This window comes from Kribbella hippodromi (assembly GCF_039531045.1).
In the GTDB taxonomy this organism is placed as follows: Bacteria; Actinomycetota; Actinomycetes; order Propionibacteriales; family Kribbellaceae; genus Kribbella; species Kribbella hippodromi.
This window is the reverse complement of sequence record NZ_BAAAPH010000035.1, coordinates 47,548-66,454: the sequence shown is the minus strand read 5'-3', so window position 1 is coordinate 66,454 and position 18,907 is coordinate 47,548. Positions and strand designations below refer to the sequence as shown.

Genomic DNA, 18,907 nt, shown 5'->3' with positions numbered 1-18,907 from the left:
GCAAATCCACCCGGTGTTGCAACCACCGCGTGAATCCGCCCGCCCGATCCGGGAGGTAATCCTCCCCGCTTAGCCTGCGGCCTTCGGCATTGGCGGTTGCAGGTTTTGGGTGTGGATGATCAGTAGGTTCGCCGCGACCAGCACGACGAACACCACGCCTAGCAGCGGGTGACCCAGGCTCCACAACGCAGCGCCGGCCAGGCCGAAGACCAGTACCTTGACTGTCCAGCGCAGCGCCGGTGTGGTGCGCTTGGCGGTCGGCGCCGCGGTCAGTCCCCAGCCGATCGCAGTCACCAGCGGCAGCCCGAGCACGAGCAGCCAGCGAACGGCCGTCGTACCGCCGGTCTCCCAGCCCCACCACGCGAAGATGCCCAAGGCAACCAGCTCGACGAGGAAGGCGAGTAGCAGGTTGCCCCACCGCCACATGGTCACGCACCACCCAGAGTCAGCTGCCGCACCTCGTCAGCCGCCCACGCTCGGCTGGCGCTGGTCGAAGAACAGGCCCGACGGCGGCTCCTGCACCGGGAGCGGCGGGATCGGGTAGTCCGTGTGGGTGTTGTTCCGGCACGCAGCGAATGGGCCGTCCGGGTCCAGCAGCGCCATCATGTGCGGATCCGCGTGGTCACGCCACCAGACCGACATACCGGTCGCCGGGTCGAGCCGCAGGTGCTCCCAGGCCCGCCAGATCGAGTCCAGCCGGCTCAGCGCCTCCGCATGCCGGTACCACTCCGGGCACCAGATGAACTGCTGCCCGAGCCGGCGCGTGTACAGGTAGATCAGCCGGTCTTCGACGAACGCCGCGACGTGCGGGTAGAAGAGCTCCTGTTCACCATCCACCGCGGTTGTCTCCCTCGTTCTGCTCCCAGACCGGCCGCTCCGGGCCGCGCTGCACCGGCGGCTGCTGCCCGTTACCCGCGGACACCCACGGGTTGTTGCTGGCCGGCACCTTCGACGCCGCTCCCGGATCGTACTTGGCGAGCGAGGCCTTGACCGCACCGGCGTCCGGCCGGGTGAACCACGGCACCGTCTTCACCAGCGTGGCCGGGATACCGGACGGGAACACGACCGCACGCCCCGGCGGCATCGCGGCCAGGTCCGAGACCTCCATGATGTTGTGCCGCTGCATCTGCTTGCTGGTACCGCGCTTGCCCTCGTTGTACGAGACCGAGTTCGAGCTGATGTCGTAGTCGCCGATCATCTTGCTCAGGTTCTCCAGGAAGCTGGAGTCCGCGGCACCACCGCCGTACACCCGGATGTTGGCCGAACCCCACAGCTTCTGCATGCCATGGTCGCCCCAGCACTCCTGGCCCTGCGCCCAGGACTGCAGGATCGTCATCAGCACGATGCCGCGAGACCCGAAGTGCGAGTACAGGTCGGGAAGGTTCTTCCACCGGCACACGTTGGCGGCCTCGTCCAGTACGCCGACCAGCGGGCTCGGCATCCGGCCCATCGGGCAACCGCGCGCGTACTGCTCGGCTGCCTCGACTACGGCCACCGTCAGCGCGGTGACGAGCGGACCGGCCGTACCGGCGCCCTCCTTGGAGAGGCTGTACAGCGTGCCGCCGTTGCGGACGAACTCGTGCGGGTTGAACTGCGGCCGGTTGTCGTTCGGCCCGTTCGGGACCACCCAGCGGGTGACCTTGCGGTTGACCAGGAACTGGGCGCTCTGCTGAGCCGTGCCGTACACACCCGCGCGCTGCTTGTCCGGCGCGTTGATGACACCGGACAGAGCGTCCGCGGAGAGCTGCAGCCCCGGGGTGTTGCGCAGGATGCGCTCCGGCTCGTCGTTCCGCTGGTCGGCCAGCCAGCTGTACACCTGGGTGATCGGCCGCTTCGCCACCGCCGCGGCGAGCAGCAGACCGGCCAGCAGGTCCGTACCGGCTGCGTCGAAGAACGCGTCGGTCTGGGCGTTCAGATCACGCTGCGAGGCGACAAAGTGCTCGGCGAGCTCACGGGCCTTTGTCTCGTCGGTGATGTAGCTCAGCGGGTTCCACCACCAGGTGTTCGGCTCCTCGCAGACCTCCTGCGGGTCGAACACCCAGACCGGGCCCTTCTCCAAGCGCGGTCCCCGGGTGGCGTCGACGATGTCGCGCTTGTTCGAGGTGGCGATGACACAGCCCGGCGCGTCCAGGATCGCCGGCACCGCGCGGGACGTGGTCTTACCGGTACGCGGGCCCCAGATGTCGACGTGCATGTCTTCCCAGTTGCCGAAGACCTCGAGGTTGTCCCGGACGGTCCGGCCGATCATGATGCCCGGACCGGCGTGCCCGGCGCCGAGCTGGTTCGCCTTCTCCTGCGCGCCTTCACGGGTCAGCTTGTAGATCTCGGACCGCTTCGACATCAGCTGCGCCTGCCGGTCCACCCGGCCGACGGACTGCTGCTGCTTGCGCACCAGCATCCAGCCACCAACAGCCAGGCCGGCCACGACGATCAGCTCGAGCAACAGCATCCCGGTGGCCGCACCGGACCAGATCAGGCGGCCCTTGATCAGCTCGGCCAGCGCCTCGAACGGCTGCGGCACCGGGCGGGAGTTGTTGACCGCGGCGGCGACCTTGAGCGCGCCCCAGACCGACAGCATCACCAGGGCGAACAGGCCGACGCCGATGAAGACCAGGATCGACTCGGCGGACAACCCGCCCGGGCCGGTGCTCTTCTTCCCTTGTGCCATTACTCGTCAACTCCCGTTCGGGCGGCCAGCCGGGTGGTCGGATCGGGCGGCGGCAACAGCGCCGGGTCGTCCAGGCTGTACTGGCCGACGACCTCTTCGGTACCGTCCGGCGCGACCTCCACCTTGAGCGGCTTGCCGTCGTCGCCGGTCGTCCACAGCTTGTTGGTGTCGTTGATCTCGCGCTCGACCGAGGTGAGGCCGACGTGGACGGGGATGCCCGGCCGGCCACCGACCTTGACCAGGAAGTTTCCTCGTCCCGGTGGTGCCGTCTCCTGCCCGGTCGCCGGGTCCCAGGCCGGCGGGTCCTGCCAGCCGATGAGCATGTTCTGCTCCTCCTGGGACATCGGCACGACCTCGGTCAGGTTGTCCATCTCGGCGCGCGGCAGACCACCGCAGATGACCATGCCGGAGCGTTCGACGAAGCCCTTCGCCTTCATCCGGTCCTCCGGCGCCTCCAGCGCCAGCAGGTCGGACATGGTGTGCGAGATCATCGCCATCCCGACACCACGCTGCCGGTTCAGGCGGGTCAGCGCGTCCACGCGGTCGACCAGACCACGGCCGGCGCGCAGTACCCGCCAGAGCTCGTCCAGGATGACGAAGTAGTGCCGCCGGGGCTCCAGGCCCGCGTCCGCCAGGGCCTGCGCGACCGCGACCGCGCCGAACCCGTACGACCAGCAGGCCAGCAGCACCGCGGCCTGCAGGTTCGTCTCGGAGTCGTCGATGTTGGACACGTCGAACACGACCGGACGGTCCATCTGCATCGGGTTGTCGGTCTGCTCGGAGAAGATCTCGCCCAGCCGGCCACCACCGACCAGACCGATCAGCGACGCCTCCAGGCCTTCGGTGATCTGCCGGTACCGGTCCAGGCTGCCGCGGTCCAGCGCGACATTGCGGACCCGGTCCGGTGCGTCCTGGACGACCTGGAGCAGGTCGCGCAGCACCGGCGTGCCTTGGAACCGCTCGTCCAGGACCTTCAGCGCCTCGTCGAGGATGGTCTCCTCGCGGTCGTTCGGCGGCTGCGAGCGCATGATCGAGATCAGCGCCGAGACCATCGTCTGCCGGCGGCCGTGCGCGTCCGCCTGGATCGCCTCCCGGGCCTTGCCGGTCAGCCGCAGCGCCGCCTCCCGGGACTCCCCCGGGTCGAGTACGTTCAGGTGCCCACGCCCGCGCCCGAGCTGGATCACCTGGCCACCGAGCGCCTCGATCAGGTCCTTGTAGTCGGGCTTCAGGTCACCGAGCACCAGCGGCATCACGCCGTACCCGGCCAGGCCGAGCGCCATCCGCCGGGTGATCGTGGACTTGCCCAGACCGGGTTTGCCGAGCACGAACATCGACGGGTTGGAGATCAGCTTGGCCCGCATGAACCAGCTGATCGGGTCACAGCACATGGTCGCGCCGGACAGGATGTTCCGCCCGATCGGTACGCCGACCATCGGACTGCCGGTGCCGGCACTGAACGGCCACATGCCGCAGACCTGCACCGTCGTGCCGCGCCACTCCGCCGGTGCCTGCAGGTACGTCGAGTAGCCGCCGCCCGGACCGGGCCAGCCACGCGGCATCGGCCGCTTGCCCCGCCGGCTCGGATCAACCGGCTTCTTCTCCTTCTTGCTCACCGTGCCTCCCCAGAAGTCACTGAGCGAATCGAGATCACAGGCTTTCCCGCAGGCCGGCCGGAATGGCCAGGTGGCTTTGCAGCACGACGCCCAGCGGCAAGGCGGCCACGAACGCGGAGTCCTGCGAACCGTACGACTGCCGGAGCAGCACTCGCGCCGTGGCGCCGAGGTTGTCGATGGCAGCAATCATGTCCGGGATCTGCTCGGCCGACATCACCGTGCCGGTCACTACCATGCCGAAGTTGACCAGCCCCGCACCGCGCGCCTCTTCCTGCGCGGTCCGGTCGGCGGCGCGGGCCTCGGCCATGTTCCGGGCCGACGGCCGGGCCGACGTGGTGGCGCGGAACGACGCGTTGCGCTTGTCGGCCTCGACCATCCGGGCCGAGGTGGCGGCGTCCAGCGGACGGTACAGCAGCGTGACCCGCTTCCGGTCGATGTCCGGGTGCGGCGCGACCAGCTGGGACAGCACCGACGAGAACACCTCACCACGCGGCGCCTGCGACATCTGCCAGGTCACCGACCAGGCCGAGTCGTGCCGGTACTTGTCCCAGAACGCCTGCGCACCGGACGGACCGACGTCGGTCCACTGCAGTTCCGGCGCCATGCCCTGGCTCCGGGCCTCGTCGATCAGCACGGCGGACGCGGGGTCGTACGCGATCCGGATCGCCTCGCACAGCTCCTGCGCCGTGACCGGACGGGCCGCACCGGCGCCGGTGGCGTTCAGGCTCTGGGTCAGTGCGGGCAGCCGAGCCGCGAGCTCGCGGCCCATGTCCTCTTCCTTACGGCGCTTGCCGCTGCGGTCGGTGCCCTTGAACGTCAGCGCGACCCGGGCCGACACCAGCGCGGAACCCACCGGGTAGCTCTGCACCACCTCGGTGAGCATCGCGCGGGCGATCGCCGGCGTGCCGTCCTGCATGTTGGTGCTGACCTCGCGACGCAGCCGGATGCCGGTGTCCGGGGCGCTCTCCACGGTCACCGACGCGGCCACCACGCCCGGCTCGTGACCGAGCGACGCGAGCCACTGGCCCCAGTGCGCGACCCAGACGTCGATCTGCTCCTCGTCGACCAGCGAAGCGCCGTCCGGCTCGGCGTTGATGATCACCGTGAAATGCCGGGTGCTGGGATAGAACAGCAGCGCGAACGGACGCCCGTACGAGTCCTGGTACTCGCTGAGCTGGGAGGCGGCGGCCAGACCGGGGAGCTGGAACTTGCCCCAGGCGGTCCGGCCGAGCGGACCGGAGCGGTAGTTGTTGTGCTTCGCCATCTTTGCTCGTTGCCATCCAATGCTGGTCGAGAGCCGCTGCAGCGCGGACTGTCCGTGCTTGTCCTTGGTCATCAGCATCAGCAGCAGGATCGCGACGATGAAGATGGTCACGATCGCCGCGATCAGCCCGGCCGCCATCATCATGATGATGGTCATCACCAGGCCGCCCATCATCAGCAAGGTGCCGAGCGTGCCCAGGCCGGCGATGCCCGCGGAGGCGGGCTGCCGCCAGTTGCCGTAGGTGCGAGGTGCGCGTCGTACGTTGTCAGCCGCTGCCACTTGGTCCGTCCGGTGGTGGTGGAGGTGGTTGGTTGTCGTTGAATCTCTGGTTGTCGCGACCACGGTCGCGGACCTCGTCGGCGCTGCCGGTCGGGCCCTGGCTGCCGCCACCCGGGCCGCCGCTCTCGGCGCCGGCATCCATGGCGTTGTTGTCGGCGCCCTCGGACGCCGCCATCCGGCCGGACTTCTGGATGCCCTTCTCGACGGCCACGAAGGCAGCGACCGGAGCGGCTACAGCGGCTGCCGGGCCGGCCGCGGCCGCGCCGGCGCCCGCACCACCCGCACTCGCCCCGGCGGCCGCGCCTTCACCGCCCGCCGCGGCACCGGCACTGGCACCTTCACCACCGGCCGCGGCGCCCCCTTCAGAGGCCCCGGTGGCTTCACCGCCGCCGCCACCACCGCCTCCGCCGCCATCGCCGCCACCACCGCCTTGGCTCGGGGCTTGCTGCGGTGCGCGGCCGACGTTCTGCGCGCCGTCCGGTCCACCGCCGTCGTCACCGCCCTCCTGGCCGGCCTTGTTGGCCATGTCGCCCATCTTGCTCATCACCGGGCCGGCCATCTGAGCCGCGATCATGCCGGCCCCGGCACCACCGGCGGTGGCCGCGACCATCGGCACGATGAACCGCATCAGCGCCGGCAGTGCGAACAGCGCGAGCACCAGCATGGTCAGGCCGGTGACCATGTTCATCAGCTGGTTGCCGACGTTCTGCGGATCGGACAGGTCGAAGCTCAGGTCACCGTTGTTCGTGGTCAGCCGGATCGCGGTCGCGTACACGATCGCGGCCACCGGCTTGTACAGGATGAATGCGAAGATCCAGGACAGTATTCGTTTGAACCAGTTCCGGCCCATCTCGGTGTTGGTCGCGGCGGCCGCGATCGGCAGCACGCCGAGCAGCAGGATCAGCATCGCGCTCCGGACCACCATCAGCACGATCTGGATCACCCCGGCGATGATGCAGAGGATGCCGATCGTGAGCATGATGCCGATCCCGATCGGTGAGCCCGCGATCGCGGCCACCGCGGCGAAGCCCAGCAGGGTCGTCATCACCTTGCCGAAGTCCTCGGCGCCGCCCGCGCCGATTCCGCAGGTCCAGCCGTTACCGGACGACAGCGCCGTGGTGACCAGGCAGTCGGAGAACTTGTCCCCGGCCGCGATCAGCGCCTGCGCGACGGCGATCGTGAACGCCGATGCGATCGCGAGCGTGATCAGCGACCGGAGGATGTCGCGGGCCGCTTCACCGCGGTGACTCCAGGCCATCTGCATACCGGCGATCAGCAGGCCGATCATCGCGACGAAGCCGACGATGAAGCTGGTGTGTTCCCAGAGCCAGGCCACAGAGCCGGTCTTGGTGTCGTCGGCACCGGCCACGGCCGGCGTCGGTACATAGATCCAGAAGGTCGCGATCGTGCTCATGATCGTCCCGACGGCCTGGCCGACGGCTTTGAGGATCGGGTCGAAGATCAATTTGATCAGCTTCTCCACGAACGGCGCGAGGTACTCCGAGATGAAGTGGTAGAGCGTCGAGACCCAGCTGAGCGGAATCATGTCAGGACGTCCTTGGCGAAACGAACCGGAGCAGGGCCGGCAGCGCGACGACTGCCATGATCATCATCGTGATGCCCATGACGATCTTGAGGGTCTGCGAGGTACCGTCCGGTGCCGCTCCGCCGGCCGGGTCCGGTGGTGACATCAGATAGATCGCGGTGGCGTAGATCAGCGCCGCCACCGGTTTGTAGATGATGAATCCGGCCAGCCAGCCGATCGCCTTCTTGAACCACATCATGCCCATCTCGGTGTTCGTCGCCGCGGCCGTCAGCGGCAGTACACCGACCAGCAGGACGAGCATCCCGTACCGCACGATCATCAGCGCCAGCTGGATGATCGCGGTGATCACCATCAGTACGCCGACGCAGATCACCAGCATGAAGCCGAGCAGGTTGCTCGTACTCTTCAGCGGATCGACCATCTTCTCGGCCAGCGACTTCGCGAACGAGTGGTCGCCGGTGTTCAGCGCCTGGCCGATGATCCAGGCGGAGAAGTCGTCCGCGGCCGCGATCAGCGTGCCGGCGAAGACCGCACCGGAGAACGACACCACCACCATCGTCATCAGCGACTTGAGGATCTCCTTCAGCGGCTCACCGCGATGCGAGATCGCCATCTGGACCGCTCCGACGACCACCGCGATGAACGCGACCACGCCGAGGATGTAGTTGGTGTGTACCTGGATGAAGTCGACCGGGCCGCTCTGCGAGATGTCCGGCGTCTTGATGTACACCCAGAGCAGGCCGACCGCCTTCAGCACGTCCTCGACCGCCGCCACCACGACTGCGGAGATGGCGTCGAAGATCAGCTTGAAGAAGCCGCCGAAGGCCTGGTCGACAGCTTCGCCGAGGGCTCGCTCGATGCAGCCCTTCCACTCCGTCGGGAGCCAGCAGTTGAGGGCGATCACGAGGCACCACTGAACCTGACGTAGCCGGTCAGCGTGGACAGTACGTCCGGGCTGACCTGGCCGTTGAAGGAACCGTCGTCCTGCAGCTCCACCCGCCAGTCGCCGTGCGACCAGACCATGGTGATCGGCAGCGCGCCGACGCCCTTGTTGTCGAGCTCGGCGGCGATCTGGAGCAGCGCCCGGCCGGGGGTGTAGTAGAGCACCTTGAACCCGGCGAACTGCACGTTGACCGGGGTCTGCGGGGTGGCCATCTCCTGCTTCAGCCCGGCGATCGCCTTGTCCCGGCCCGGCCCCGGCATCGTCCGGGTCTCGAGGACCTCGATGCCGAGCTGCTGATTGCTGACCTGGCCGAGCATCACCATCGCCGCGAGCACCGCTCCGGTCGGCGAGTGCGCGAAGCAGGACCGGATGCCGGTCGGCGACGTGGCCGCCGGTCCACCGGCCGCCTGCAGCGGGATCAGGATCTGGCCCTCGAACGTCCAGGTGACCGCCGGCGGCGCGAGCACCCGCGGGATCGTCTGGTCCGGCTTCGGGTTGTTGCAGCCACCGGTGCTGTTGTTCGGAGGTGGTGGCGGGGTCGGCCGCGACGAGGTGGAGCTGGACGGCAGCTCCGTCGGTGTGGCGGGAGGCACCGACGGCTCGCGCGTGGGCTGCCCGGAAGGTACGACGACGCTCGGCGAAGTGCTCGGCTGGGTGGCCGGCTTGTCCGAACCGCCGGCCAGGACCCACACCACCCCACAGACGGCCACCGCGCCGACCACGATCACCGCGGCGACGAAGCCGCGCTGCTGCCAGAAGCTTCCGTTCTCGCCGTCGGCATCGTCGTCACCGCGGCCGGAATCGGGGTCCTTCCTGAACAGACTCACGGCCTATCAGTCTCCGGGCTTCTCGAGGCGGTGCGGGGATCAGGTCAGGGCGTTCACGAGCAGCGACGCGGACCCGATCACGATGCACGCCGCGAGCACCCAGCCGAGCCGGGCCGCGTGCTCGCCACCCTCGCCGCGACGCTGACCGACGGCCATCATCGCGCCGGCGATGATGATGCCGACCAGACAAATACTGAACGCGATCCAGGTCACCCACCCGATCACCTTGTTCAGCTGGGTGCCCATGTCACCGGGAGGGGCCGTACCCTGGCCCGGGTCGTCGACCAGCGGGATCTGGCTCACAGCTTCCGAGATCACATGTGCCAACATCATTGAGGTTCAAGCCTTTCAGTACGGGGCGGGGTAGTCCGCTGGGTTGGACGCGCGAAGTGCGTAGATGGATTCAAGTACTTCGAAAACCTCGTCAGGCGTGTTGTCAGGGGTGGGAGCCTCCCCTCGGCGCCACTCCTCGATCCAGGGGATGTCCCAGACTCTGGGCACCCCGCCACCGACGATGTCGGCAAAGTCGTCGAGGACCCGGGGCAACCGGCCCGGCGCGTCCGCGATCAGCACCAGGCCGAGCACGGCGACACCCTGGACGACACCCGAGGCCCACTCGATCGCGGCCCGCTGAGCGGCCCGCAGGCCGGACCCGTGGGTCCGGGCGACCAGGATCACCGGAGTCGGCACCGGGGGCGGCGGAATCGGCCAGCGGTGCGCGGCCGCCCGGGTGCCGGGCAGCAACTGCGACATGGTGGTCTCGCCGGCTCCGCCGTGCACTCCGACCCACCAGAGCGTGTCGGCGACCGGGATCGCGAACTTGGGCAGGCGCTGGTCCTCCGCGGGCGCCGGCACCCCGTGCTGCGGGGCGGACGGCCCACGCGGGGTGATGTCCGGCTGAGGCGCGGGACCGGGCGACGGCTGCTGCGGACCCGGAGTCTGCTCTCGTGTCCACGGATTCTGCGTCATGGCCCCTCCTCTCGCGGTGCGTCACAGGCTGTCGCCCACCGTATTCTCTCGCTTTCCAGGTGTACTTTCGTGACCCATCCACAGGCGAGGATGTTTCTACCCCCTTGTCGGGGTCAGTCGAGCCGCCGGGCTCGCGCGGTTTCTGCGTGCCCGGATTCCGTGGCATGCCTCGTGCGGTGGCCATGCTAGAACGAGGACGTCCGAGTCCGGTGAACGAGGGAGTTCTGTGGCGGGAATGAGAGGTCATCGTGGCTGAGAAGATCCCCTCCTGGCCAAAGGTCACGATTCGGCTGTACGACGACCACAACGCCGAGGTGAAGATCGCCGGGCGCAGCCACCCGGTCAACCACCACGACCCCCGCCAGGCCGCCATCCAGCTGGTCAGCGAGCGGGCCGCGCAGCTCGGCCGCGCGGTGAAGGCCACCGCGGTCGAGGCCGACGGCGCCTCCTGGCCGCTGATCATCCACCCGGACGGCTCGGTCGACGCGGTCGAGCCCGAGGGCGGCCGCGGCCGGAGTGGGCGCGGTGGCGGCGGCAGCAAGCCGCTCTGGCCGATCATCGTGGCGGGCGTCGTGGCCCTCGCGCTGATCGCCGGCACGGCGGTGTACCTGCTGGTGCTCCGCAAGCCGGCCGGCCCGCCGAAGCCGACCGTCTCCCCGACGCTGCCGGCGCTGCCCGCGCCGACCGTGACGCCGGACCAGTTCGTCGCCCGCCCGGTGCCGCCGAACTGGTCGGTCCAGGCCGGCTGGACCGTCGACATGATGCCGAACACGACGCCCGCCGTGTCCCCGGACGGTACCGAGGTCGCGATCCTGACCCCCGACCAGAAGCTGGCCGTGTTCGACGCCAACGGCAAGGTGCTCTGGCAGGACACCCTGCCGTCGCGGACCAGCAGCCCGGTGTACACCACGATCGACTCCAAGCCGGCGCTGGTCGTCACCACCGAGGACACGCTCTATTACTGGCCTGGCCACGGTGCCCTTCCGACCGCGATCGAGCTGCCGAACTCGTCCGCGGTGCAGTACTTCGGTACGTCACCGCTCATCACCCTGGCCGCCGACGCCGGCAACAGTGTGATTTCGGGCGGTCAGCTCAAGTCCGTACCGCCGCGGCGCCGTGACTCGACGGTCCTGCTGGCGGAGGGCGAGCGGGTGCTGTCGGCCCGGTACCGCGGCCCGCTGTACTGGGATCAGCCGGGCAAGGACCAGAAGCCGGTGAACCTGGCCGGGCCCAAGGACAACAAGGGTCTGGATCACATCGTCGCGGCCAGCCCGGGTCTGGTTCTCGCGCTGTGGAAAACCGGGGTCACCGACACTGTGATCCCGGTGGTGCACTCGTCCGCGACCGGCGCGGTGGTGGCGAGTTGCAAGCAGGCGCGGATTCAGGACGCGGAGCGCTGGCAGTGGGTGCCGGACAACAGCCGCAAGGTGGCCGCGTGGGGTGCCTGCCTGATCAACTTCACCACCAAGACCTCGGTGACGATGCCGGGTTTCCAGCCGCTGTCGATCAGCGGGACGACGGTGTACGGGATGAACGGCAGCAAGATGGTGACGGTCGTGCCAGGTGGCGCGGCGCACGAGATCCCCGACAACACCGCCCGGCCGTGGGGGATCGTCGGCAACCACGCGATCGTCGTCCAGGGCTCGTTCCTGTACGCCCTGAACAAGGCCACCCGATGACGGCAGATCAATCACCGGAGCCGACTCGACCGACACAGACCAACCCGCTGACGCAGTCACGCACCGCCCGGGTGCCACAGGCGGCCCGTGAAGACCGGCCCACCCGGGCAACTCGGGTCGCGCGGCTGATGCGGGCAGCTCGGATCGTACGGACGGCTCCGGTCGTACGGACGGCTTCGGTCGTACGGGCAACTCGGGTCGTACAGGCAGCTCCGGTCGTACAGGCAGCTCCGGTCGCACGGGCACCTCGGGTCGTACAGACGGCTCCGGTCGTACAGGCAGCTCGGGTCGCACGGGCAGCTCCGGTCGTACAGACAGCTCCGGTCGCACGGGCAGCTCCGGTCGTACAGACAGCTCCGGTCGTGCGGGCGGCTCGGGTCGTGCGGGCGGCTCGGGTGGCCGCGGTGGGGTTGGCGGTGGTGGTGCTGGTGGCGCCGGCCGGGCGGGTGCTGGCGGCTGACGATCCGGGCCCGGTGAGCTGGCCGACAGTGGAGGAGACCGGGCCGGGCAACGCGGCCGACCCGGTGCCGGTCAAATGGCTCGAGGTGCAAAAGCCCGACGTCGGCGGCTCCAACTCCGACCCCAAACCCACCGGCTGGCCCACAGTCCAACGCTCCGGCTGACCGAACAGCCGTCCGCTGGCCGACCTTCCCGTGCAGAGGTGAGCCCTCCAAACCGGTTTGGGGCACCCCATCGCCCATTCCAGGAGTACGACCCTCCCCACACCACGTACACAACCACCCCAAAACCGGTTTGGGGCACCCAGCACCCGCTTGACGCAACCGATAGCGACGTCCGCCGACGACTCTCCGGTCGCGCCACCGCCGGGCCGACCGCATTCGGCACGCCATTCTCCGGTTACACCACAGCCCCGCCGACCACACCGGTACGCCACGCACCGGTCGCACCACAGCCGGGTGGCCGCATCGGTAGGCGACCCTCCGGTCGCACGACAGCCCCGCCGACCACACCGGTACGCCACCCACCGGTCGCACCACAGCCGGGTGGCCGCATCGGTAGGCCACCCTCCGGTCGCACCGTGGCTGGGTGGGCCGGAGGTGGACGCACGAAGGCCCGTGTCCCTTTGGGGGCACGGGCCTTCGTGGTGGTGCTGGTGTCAGCCTGCGGCGACCTCGAGGCGGACCGTGGCGGCCACCTCCGGGTGCAGCTGGACCGAGACCTGGTGCTTGCCGGTGGTCTTGATCGGCGACCCGACAGCGATCGCGCGCTTCTCGACCAGCGGACCGCCGGCGGCCTTGATCGCGCCGGCGATGTCCGCCGGGGTGACCGAACCGAACAGGCGACCGGTGTCACCGGCCTTGACGGCCAGCGTCACGGCGAGCTGCTCGAGCTGGTTCTTGACCTCGCTCGCGTGCTCCTTGCCCTGGATCGCCCGGGCGTCGCGCGCCCGCTTGATCGTGGTGATCTGCTTCTCGGCGCCGCGGGTCCAGCCGATGGCCAGGCCGCGCGGAACCAGGTAGTTGCGGCCGTAGCCGTCCTTCACCTCGACGATGTCGCCGGGAGCCCCGAGGCCCTCGACCTCCTGAGACAGGATGAGCTTCATGGTCCGTGCCTCCCTCAGCGAGCCGTGCTCGTGTACGGCAGCAGGGCCACCTCACGAGCGTTCTTGATAGCGGTGGCCACATCGCGCTGGTGCTGCACGCAGTTCCCGGTCACCCGGCGGGCGCGGATCTTGCCGCGGTCCGAGATGAACTTGCGCAGCAGCGCGGTGTCCTTGTAATCGACGTACGTTGCCTTGTCCTTGCAGAAGCCGCAGACCTTCTTCTTCGGCTTCCGAATGATCTTGGCCATTGTGGTGCTCTCTTCCTACTTCCAGAGCCCGGCACGAATGCCGGAATGGTCACTGATGAAATTGCGGGCAGATCAGAACGGGGGCTCCTCCATCGAGCCGCCGCCCTGGCTGGCCCAGGGGTCGTTCTGCGGGGCGGACTGACCGCCACCGCCTTGCTGCGGGGTCGCCCAGGGGTCGTTCTGCGGGGCGCCACCCTGGCCGCCGCCGTAGCCGCCGCCCTGGTTGCCACCACCGCCCTGGTTGCCACCGTAGCCACCACCCTGGTTGCCGCCACCACCGAAGCCGCCGCCACCGCCGTCGGAGCGCGAGGTCTTGGAGATCTTCAGCGTCGCGTACCGCATGCTGGCGCCGATCTCCTCGACGTCACACTCGAACACGGTGCGCTTGTTCCCGTCGCGGTCGTCGTAGCTGCGCGCCTTCAGGCGCCCGTGCACGACGACCCGGGAACCGCGGGTGAGCGACTCGGCAACGTTCTCGGCGACCTGCCGCCACACCGAACACGAGATGAAGAGGGTCTCCCCGTCCTTCCACTCGTTGCTTTGCCGATCCAGCGTCCGCGGGGTGGACGCGATGGTGAAATTCGCCACCGCGGCCCCTGAGGGCGTGAATCGCAGCTCCGGGTCACCCGTGAGGTTTCCGATCAGGGTGATGGGTGGTTCGCCTGCCATTGCCGTTCCTCCTGCTATCGGGTGTGGCTGTGTCTACAGCTATTGGTATCGGCCGGAGCCGACAGTACCGATGGCTGCTGACGACCCCAGGTTCAGTGCTGGTCCGGCCGGATGACCTTGGTGCGCAGGATCGACTCGTTCAGCGTGAGCTGACGGTCGAGTTCCTTCACGACCGCCGGCTCGGCGGTCAGGTCGACGACGGCGTAGATGCCTTCGGACTTCTTCTTGACGTCGTAGGCGAGCTTCCGACGACCCCAGATGTCGAGCTTCTCGACCGTGCCACCTTCCTTGCGGACGATGTTCAGGTACTGGTCGATGGACGGCTCAACGGTGCGCTCATCGAGCTCCGGGTCGAGGATCACCATGACTTCATAACGACGCATGCGCGAACTCCACCTCCTTCGGACTTGGCGGCCACGGTCTCTCCGTGGCAGGAGGGCGATGCGGGGTGCTCCACGCCGGCAATTGCCACCGGCGCCAAGCAATGAGCCCGGTCGATGGACCGGGCCACGTCAAAAAGAATACCAGCGTCCGGACCCCGCCCTGACCATATCCACAGGCCATTTCCTACCGGTCCGGTCACTGAATGCCGATCAGTCGTCACTCTCCGGACCCACCACGAGCAGGTCGATGTGGACCGCGAGAATCCGCCCGGACGCGTCGACGGTGCGGATGACCGGATACGCACCGTCACCCCAGCCGGAGTGTGTGAGCACGACATTCTCACCCTCCGTGGCCAGCGGCAGGACGATGTTGGCGCTGCCTTCGCGAAGGTGGTCCGGCGAGTCCATCAGCGCGAACCAGCTGTCGTCCGCGCCGTTGTCGAACAGGTCCTCGTACCAGTCCCCCGCCGGCATCTTGGACCGCGCCGCCTCGGCGTCGGCGAAGCCGACCGTGCCGGCGTCCACCCCGACCATCCAGAACTCCTCTTCACCAAGCGCCTGCTCCGCGGTGGTCGCGGCCTCGACCCGTGCGACTTCGCCGTCGGCCAGTCGCACCGACAGGAACGCCTCCCGCAGGTGACTCCCGTCCTGTTCCTCCGACACATCCGCGACGGTCACCTGCACTGGGTAGTCCCCCGGCGGCACGTCGACCACAGCAGCCTCACCCAGGCTCACGAACGGATCACTGGCCTCCAGCCGGCCGCTCGGGACTCGTAGTACGCCCAGGTCGTGAACGGTGAGCGACCAGGTCCGTCCGTCGACTTGGACAGGACCAGGGCGCAAGGCGCGAAAGTACTCGGGACTGATCACACGCCAAGGCTAGTGACACAACGAGCAGTGGAACCGCCAGTACGACCGCAACAAGCGCTAGTACGGGGAATCCACCCACCGTGAACAGCCAGGGCGATGCAGCTGTCGCCACTGCGGCCACTGTCCAGATCGAAGACTCCACGCGACTCTCCAACTCCGCTGAACCGAGTTGTGCGCTCCCACCGAGGTAGCAGAGGTTCCACGCGTACCCCAGCAGGAAGAGCGCCGGCGTGAACAGAGGACCGGTCAGGGTGATCAGCAGACCCGAAAGAACAAGCAGCGCCAGACCAGTACGTACAACAGGCCGTGTTCCACGCCGATCGATCCACCAGCCGGTGACTGGCGACAGCGCGAACATCCCGAGGGTATGAGCGGACAGCATCGCGCCAAGCGCACCCAGTCCGCCACCGTGGCTGTGTACGTGGACCGGTACCGCAGTCATCAACGCCACCATCACCAGATGACCCACCACCATCACTGCGGCCGCAAACACGGGCGTACGGCGCGTGCTGCTCGTACTACTCGGCGCGGGTGCGACTGGAGCGCCACGTACTGCGCTGGATGCGACCAGTGCGGAGAACACAGCCACTAGTGCGAGCAGGAACGGGCCGGCAAGTGCAGGTAGACCGAGGTGAGTTGCCAACGACTGCGACGGCGCCATCAAGAACGGTCCGCCCGCGGCACCCGCCGTACTCGCCCACACCACTGTGCTCATCGCCCGAGCCCTCCGTGCGACCGGTACTGCATCAGCGGCGGCGTAGCGGGACAGGAGGCTCGCCGCATTGCCTACGCCGAGTAGGAGCATGCCGACGAAGAGCAGAGCGACCGGAGCACCAACTGCGGCAAGTACGGTCAGCGCACCGCCGGCGACACCCACGCCGTACCCGGTCCGCAGCGCCTGTGCTCTACCGAACCGCACAGTCCATCGGCCAACCGCCATGGCGCCCCCGGCGGTACCGAGTACGCCGGCGGTGTTGGGCAGACCGGCCAGCGCCGGACCGAGGTCATCGGCGATCACGATCGCGCTGACAGCGCTGGCGGCGACCATGGCGGCATTCATCAGGGCAGCGGCGAGTACGACGGGAATCAGCACGCGCAACACGTTAGAAAGCCCAGCTCCCGCGCAGAATGCACGATCGAAGGCATTTGTGGTTGCGAAGCGCGGGTCTCGAAGGTGTTCTGGGTGCATGGCCTTTCAAGAGCGAAACCTGGACTCGACCGACTGGCAGATCCTCGCCGCGCTGCAGTCCGACGGGCGGCTGTCGTTCAACCAGCTGGGCAAGCGGGTCAACCTTTCACCGCCCGCCGTCGCCGACCGGGTCCGTCGGCTGGAGGAAACCGGCGTGATCACCGGCTACCGAGCCGACGTCGACCCGGCGAAGGCGGGTCAGCCGCTGTCCGCGTTCGTCCAGATGCGCTGCACGACCGGCCGATGCCTGCTGAAGACCACGCGCGCCGAGGACTTCCCCGAAGTGCTGGAGATCCACAAGCTCAGCGGCAACTCGTGCTCGATGCTCCGGGTCCGCGTGACCTCGATGCATCACCTGGAAGGCCTCTTCGAACGGCTCGGTGAGCATGGCGAGATGAACACCCACATCGTCCTCTCCACCGAGTACGAAGGGCGTCCGGTACAGCCGCCGGCCGAGGACGAGCGGAAGGTGACCCGCTCGACCGGCTGGTCCGGCGACGCGGGGTGATGGTGCGTTCGGAAAGTGTCGGTGGGCGGTTCTAGGGTGGTGTCATGACTGTGAAGCTTGGCGCGCATGTGGATCAGGACGACCCGTTGGCCGAGGCGGCCGATCGTGGGGCCGACCTGGTGCAGTTCTTCCTGGGCAACCCACAGGACTACAAAGCGCCCAAGCTCGCGTACGCCGATGGTGAGGAAGCGCTGAAGGAGCGCGCCGCCGCGGCCGGAGTCGATCTGTACGTGCACGCGCCCTACCGGCTGAATGTGGCGAACACGAACAACCGGATCCGGATCCCGAGCCGCAAACTGCTGCAGCAAACGCTGGACAAGGCGGCCGAGATCGACGTCAAGGGCGTGATCGTGCACGGCGGTCACGTCGGCGACGAGGACGACCCGGAGGCGGGGTTCGACAACTGGCGCAAGTGCATCGAGCGGGCCGAGCTGCCGGTGCCGCTGCTGATCGAGAACACCGCCGGCGGCGAGAACGCGATGGCCCGGCAGCTCGAGCGGATCGAGCGGCTGTGGGAGGCGGTGCAGGCGTCGGGCAACGACCGCCTGGAGAACGTCGGGTTCTGCCTGGACACCTGCCACTTCCACGCGGCCGGTGAGGAGCTGCCGAGCATCGTGGAGCGGGTGCTGGCGATCACCGGGCGGATCGACCTCGTGCACGCCAACGGGTCGCGGGACGAGTTCGGCTCGGGCGCGGACCGGCACAGCAACTTCGAGGACGGGCACATCGATCCGGCCGACATCGTCGCGGTCGTACAGGCGGCCGGCGCGCCGGTCGTGGTCGAGACGCCGAACGCGAACAACGGGCAGAAGGCCGACCTCGACTACCTGCGGTCGCACCTCAAGGGGTAGGCGTCGGCGTTTTCAGGTTGTGCAGCCAGTAGCTGAGGCCCCAGGGCAGCAGCAGGGCGAGCGCGGTGGTGTGCTCGGTGGGGATGAGGACGCCGGTGACCACCGCGATCAGCATCATCACGGTGATGGCCTGAAAGAGGTCGAACGAGCCGAGCAATCGGGTACGAAGCGCGATCCGGCCCAGCGCACAACCGACGTACGCGGCCGCCACTGCGACGATCGACACCATTGAGACGACCGCCCCCAGCCAGGCGAGACCCCCGTACTTACCGTCGGACTGGAAGATCTCCGACAGCAAGAACACCCCCACCAGCACCGTCAACCACCCACAAGACCACAAAAACTTCGTAACCGTCCGCTGAGCCTTGTCGCCATCCGGCTCCTTGTCAGACTCCGGTGCTTTACCGCCGTCCGAGCCCGGCACCTTCGCCGGCGCCGGTTCAGCCACAGGAGCCGGCTCGGGCTCGGAATCTGACTCCACCATGCCAGCGACGGTAGCGCAGAATAAGGCTATGCAGCCCTGGCCGGAGCAGTTCCCGGAATTGTTCGCTCCCGGTTACTGGGAGTTCGCTGACCTGGACGTCCGGTTCACGGTCGAGGAACCACCCGACGAGCTGATCAGCAATGTCCATGTGGTCTGCCGTACAACCGGCGGAATCGTTGTCTGTGGCAACGACCTCGGCTGGCGTTTCCTCCCCGGCGGAACCCGCGAACCAGCCGAGACGATCGAGCAACTGGTCCAGCGCGAGCTCCTCGAAGAAGCCGGGGCTCGTCTGACCGGCCCGATGACCTGGCTGGGCGCCCACCGCGCCGACCACCGCCGCCCGCAACCATACC

At 68.3% G+C, this 18,907-nt stretch carries 21 protein-coding genes and 1 pseudogene; 5 read left to right on the top strand and 17 right to left on the bottom strand.

Annotated features, from left to right (window positions below):
* Positions 1–69: 69 nt before the first annotated feature.
* From ABD260_RS35545 to ABD260_RS35500, 10 genes are read right to left on the bottom strand one after another with little or no spacing between them, the layout of a single operon-like run.
* Positions 70–426 carry a YrdB family protein gene (locus tag ABD260_RS35545; RefSeq protein WP_344241032.1) on the bottom strand — a complete coding sequence of 119 codons (357 nt, stop codon included), beginning with the start codon at positions 424–426 and terminating at the stop codon, positions 70–72.
* Positions 427–462: 36 nt separating this feature from the next.
* Entirely contained in the window at positions 463–837 is a 375-nt protein-coding gene (locus ABD260_RS35540; RefSeq protein WP_344241028.1) for a DUF4913 domain-containing protein, read from the bottom strand.
* On the bottom strand, positions 827–2,668 hold the full coding sequence (locus tag ABD260_RS35535) for a type IV secretory system conjugative DNA transfer family protein (protein WP_344241026.1): 1,842 nt from the start codon (positions 2,666–2,668) through the stop codon (positions 827–829). The genes ABD260_RS35540 and ABD260_RS35535 overlap by 11 nt, the downstream gene beginning before the upstream one ends.
* Positions 2,668–4,281: an ATP/GTP-binding protein gene (locus ABD260_RS35530; protein WP_344241024.1), complete on the bottom strand. Its 1,614-nt coding sequence runs from the start codon at positions 4,279–4,281 to the stop codon at positions 2,668–2,670. The genes ABD260_RS35535 and ABD260_RS35530 overlap by 1 nt, the downstream gene beginning before the upstream one ends.
* A 34-nt stretch (positions 4,282–4,315) precedes the next feature.
* Positions 4,316–5,824: an SCO6880 family protein gene (locus ABD260_RS35525; protein ID WP_344241022.1), complete on the bottom strand. Its 1,509-nt coding sequence runs from the start codon at positions 5,822–5,824 to the stop codon at positions 4,316–4,318.
* Positions 5,811–7,370: a TrbL/VirB6 family protein gene (locus ABD260_RS35520; RefSeq protein ID WP_344241020.1), complete on the bottom strand. Its 1,560-nt coding sequence runs from the start codon at positions 7,368–7,370 to the stop codon at positions 5,811–5,813. Before ABD260_RS35520 ends, ABD260_RS35525 begins: the two co-directional genes overlap by 14 nt.
* A gap of 1 nt (position 7,371) precedes the next feature.
* Positions 7,372–8,274 carry a TrbL/VirB6 family protein gene (locus tag ABD260_RS35515; RefSeq protein ID WP_344241018.1) on the bottom strand — a complete coding sequence of 301 codons (903 nt, stop codon included), beginning with the start codon at positions 8,272–8,274 and terminating at the stop codon, positions 7,372–7,374.
* The gene (locus ABD260_RS35510; protein ID WP_344241016.1) at positions 8,271–9,140 is read right to left on the bottom strand and encodes a DUF8175 domain-containg protein; all 870 of its coding nucleotides are present in this window, start codon (positions 9,138–9,140) and stop codon (positions 8,271–8,273) included. Before ABD260_RS35510 ends, ABD260_RS35515 begins: the two co-directional genes overlap by 4 nt.
* Positions 9,141–9,179: 39 nt before the next feature.
* Positions 9,180–9,458: a TrbC/VirB2 family protein gene (locus ABD260_RS35505; RefSeq protein WP_344241014.1), complete on the bottom strand. Its 279-nt coding sequence runs from the start codon at positions 9,456–9,458 to the stop codon at positions 9,180–9,182.
* A gap of 30 nt (positions 9,459–9,488) precedes the next feature.
* Complete coding sequence (locus ABD260_RS35500; RefSeq protein ID WP_344241012.1) at positions 9,489–10,109, bottom strand: DUF6668 family protein; 621 nt, start codon at positions 10,107–10,109, stop codon at positions 9,489–9,491.
* A 248-nt stretch (positions 10,110–10,357) separates the two neighbouring features.
* Between ABD260_RS35500 and ABD260_RS35495 the strand changes: the two genes are divergently transcribed.
* Positions 10,358–11,788, top strand: a complete 1,431-nt coding sequence (locus ABD260_RS35495) for a hypothetical protein (protein WP_344241010.1) — start codon at positions 10,358–10,360, stop codon at positions 11,786–11,788.
* A gap of 128 nt (positions 11,789–11,916) precedes the next feature.
* The gene (locus tag ABD260_RS35490; protein ID WP_344241008.1) at positions 11,917–12,411 is read left to right on the top strand and encodes a hypothetical protein; all 495 of its coding nucleotides are present in this window, start codon (positions 11,917–11,919) and stop codon (positions 12,409–12,411) included.
* 494 nt (positions 12,412–12,905) lie between these two features.
* Here the strand turns inward: ABD260_RS35490 and rplI are convergent, their stop codons facing one another.
* From rplI to ABD260_RS35460, 6 genes are all read right to left on the bottom strand, one after another.
* The gene (rplI, locus tag ABD260_RS35485) at positions 12,906–13,352 is read right to left on the bottom strand and encodes a 50S ribosomal protein L9 (RefSeq protein WP_344241006.1); all 447 of its coding nucleotides are present in this window, start codon (positions 13,350–13,352) and stop codon (positions 12,906–12,908) included.
* 14 nt (positions 13,353–13,366) lie between these two features.
* Positions 13,367–13,600: a 30S ribosomal protein S18 gene (rpsR, locus tag ABD260_RS35480; RefSeq protein ID WP_012924539.1), complete on the bottom strand. Its 234-nt coding sequence runs from the start codon at positions 13,598–13,600 to the stop codon at positions 13,367–13,369.
* A gap of 72 nt (positions 13,601–13,672) precedes the next feature.
* Positions 13,673–14,269 carry a single-stranded DNA-binding protein gene (locus ABD260_RS35475; RefSeq protein ID WP_344241004.1) on the bottom strand — a complete coding sequence of 199 codons (597 nt, stop codon included), beginning with the start codon at positions 14,267–14,269 and terminating at the stop codon, positions 13,673–13,675.
* Positions 14,270–14,361: 92 nt separating this feature from the next.
* Entirely contained in the window at positions 14,362–14,652 is a 291-nt protein-coding gene (gene rpsF / locus ABD260_RS35470) for a 30S ribosomal protein S6 (RefSeq protein WP_130386399.1), read from the bottom strand.
* Positions 14,653–14,862: 210 nt separating this feature from the next.
* A complete protein-coding gene (locus tag ABD260_RS35465; protein ID WP_344241002.1) occupies positions 14,863–15,387 on the bottom strand; it encodes a DUF4241 domain-containing protein in 525 nt (174 codons plus the stop codon).
* 7 nt (positions 15,388–15,394) lie between these two features.
* Entirely contained in the window at positions 15,395–16,615 is a 1,221-nt protein-coding gene (locus ABD260_RS35460) for an MFS transporter (RefSeq protein ID WP_344241000.1), read from the bottom strand.
* 94 nt (positions 16,616–16,709) lie between these two features.
* Here ABD260_RS35460 and ABD260_RS35455 point away from each other — a divergent pair, with 94 nt between their 5' ends.
* On the top strand, positions 16,710–17,219 hold the full coding sequence (locus ABD260_RS35455) for an Lrp/AsnC family transcriptional regulator (protein ID WP_344240998.1): 510 nt from the start codon (positions 16,710–16,712) through the stop codon (positions 17,217–17,219).
* A gap of 44 nt (positions 17,220–17,263) precedes the next feature.
* Positions 17,264–18,070 carry a deoxyribonuclease IV gene (locus ABD260_RS35450; RefSeq protein WP_344240996.1) on the top strand — a complete coding sequence of 269 codons (807 nt, stop codon included), beginning with the start codon at positions 17,264–17,266 and terminating at the stop codon, positions 18,068–18,070.
* Here ABD260_RS35450 and ABD260_RS35445 read toward each other — a convergent pair.
* Positions 18,060–18,554, bottom strand: a complete 495-nt coding sequence (locus tag ABD260_RS35445; RefSeq protein WP_344240994.1) for a hypothetical protein — start codon at positions 18,552–18,554, stop codon at positions 18,060–18,062. The genes ABD260_RS35450 and ABD260_RS35445 overlap by 11 nt on opposite strands.
* On the opposite strand from ABD260_RS35445, the pseudogene ABD260_RS35440 reads away from it, so the two are divergent.
* Positions 18,553–18,849: pseudogene (locus ABD260_RS35440) on the top strand (NUDIX domain-containing protein); the annotation flags it as partial. The gene ABD260_RS35445 and the pseudogene ABD260_RS35440 overlap by 2 nt on opposite strands.
* Positions 18,850–18,907 lie beyond the last annotated feature (58 nt).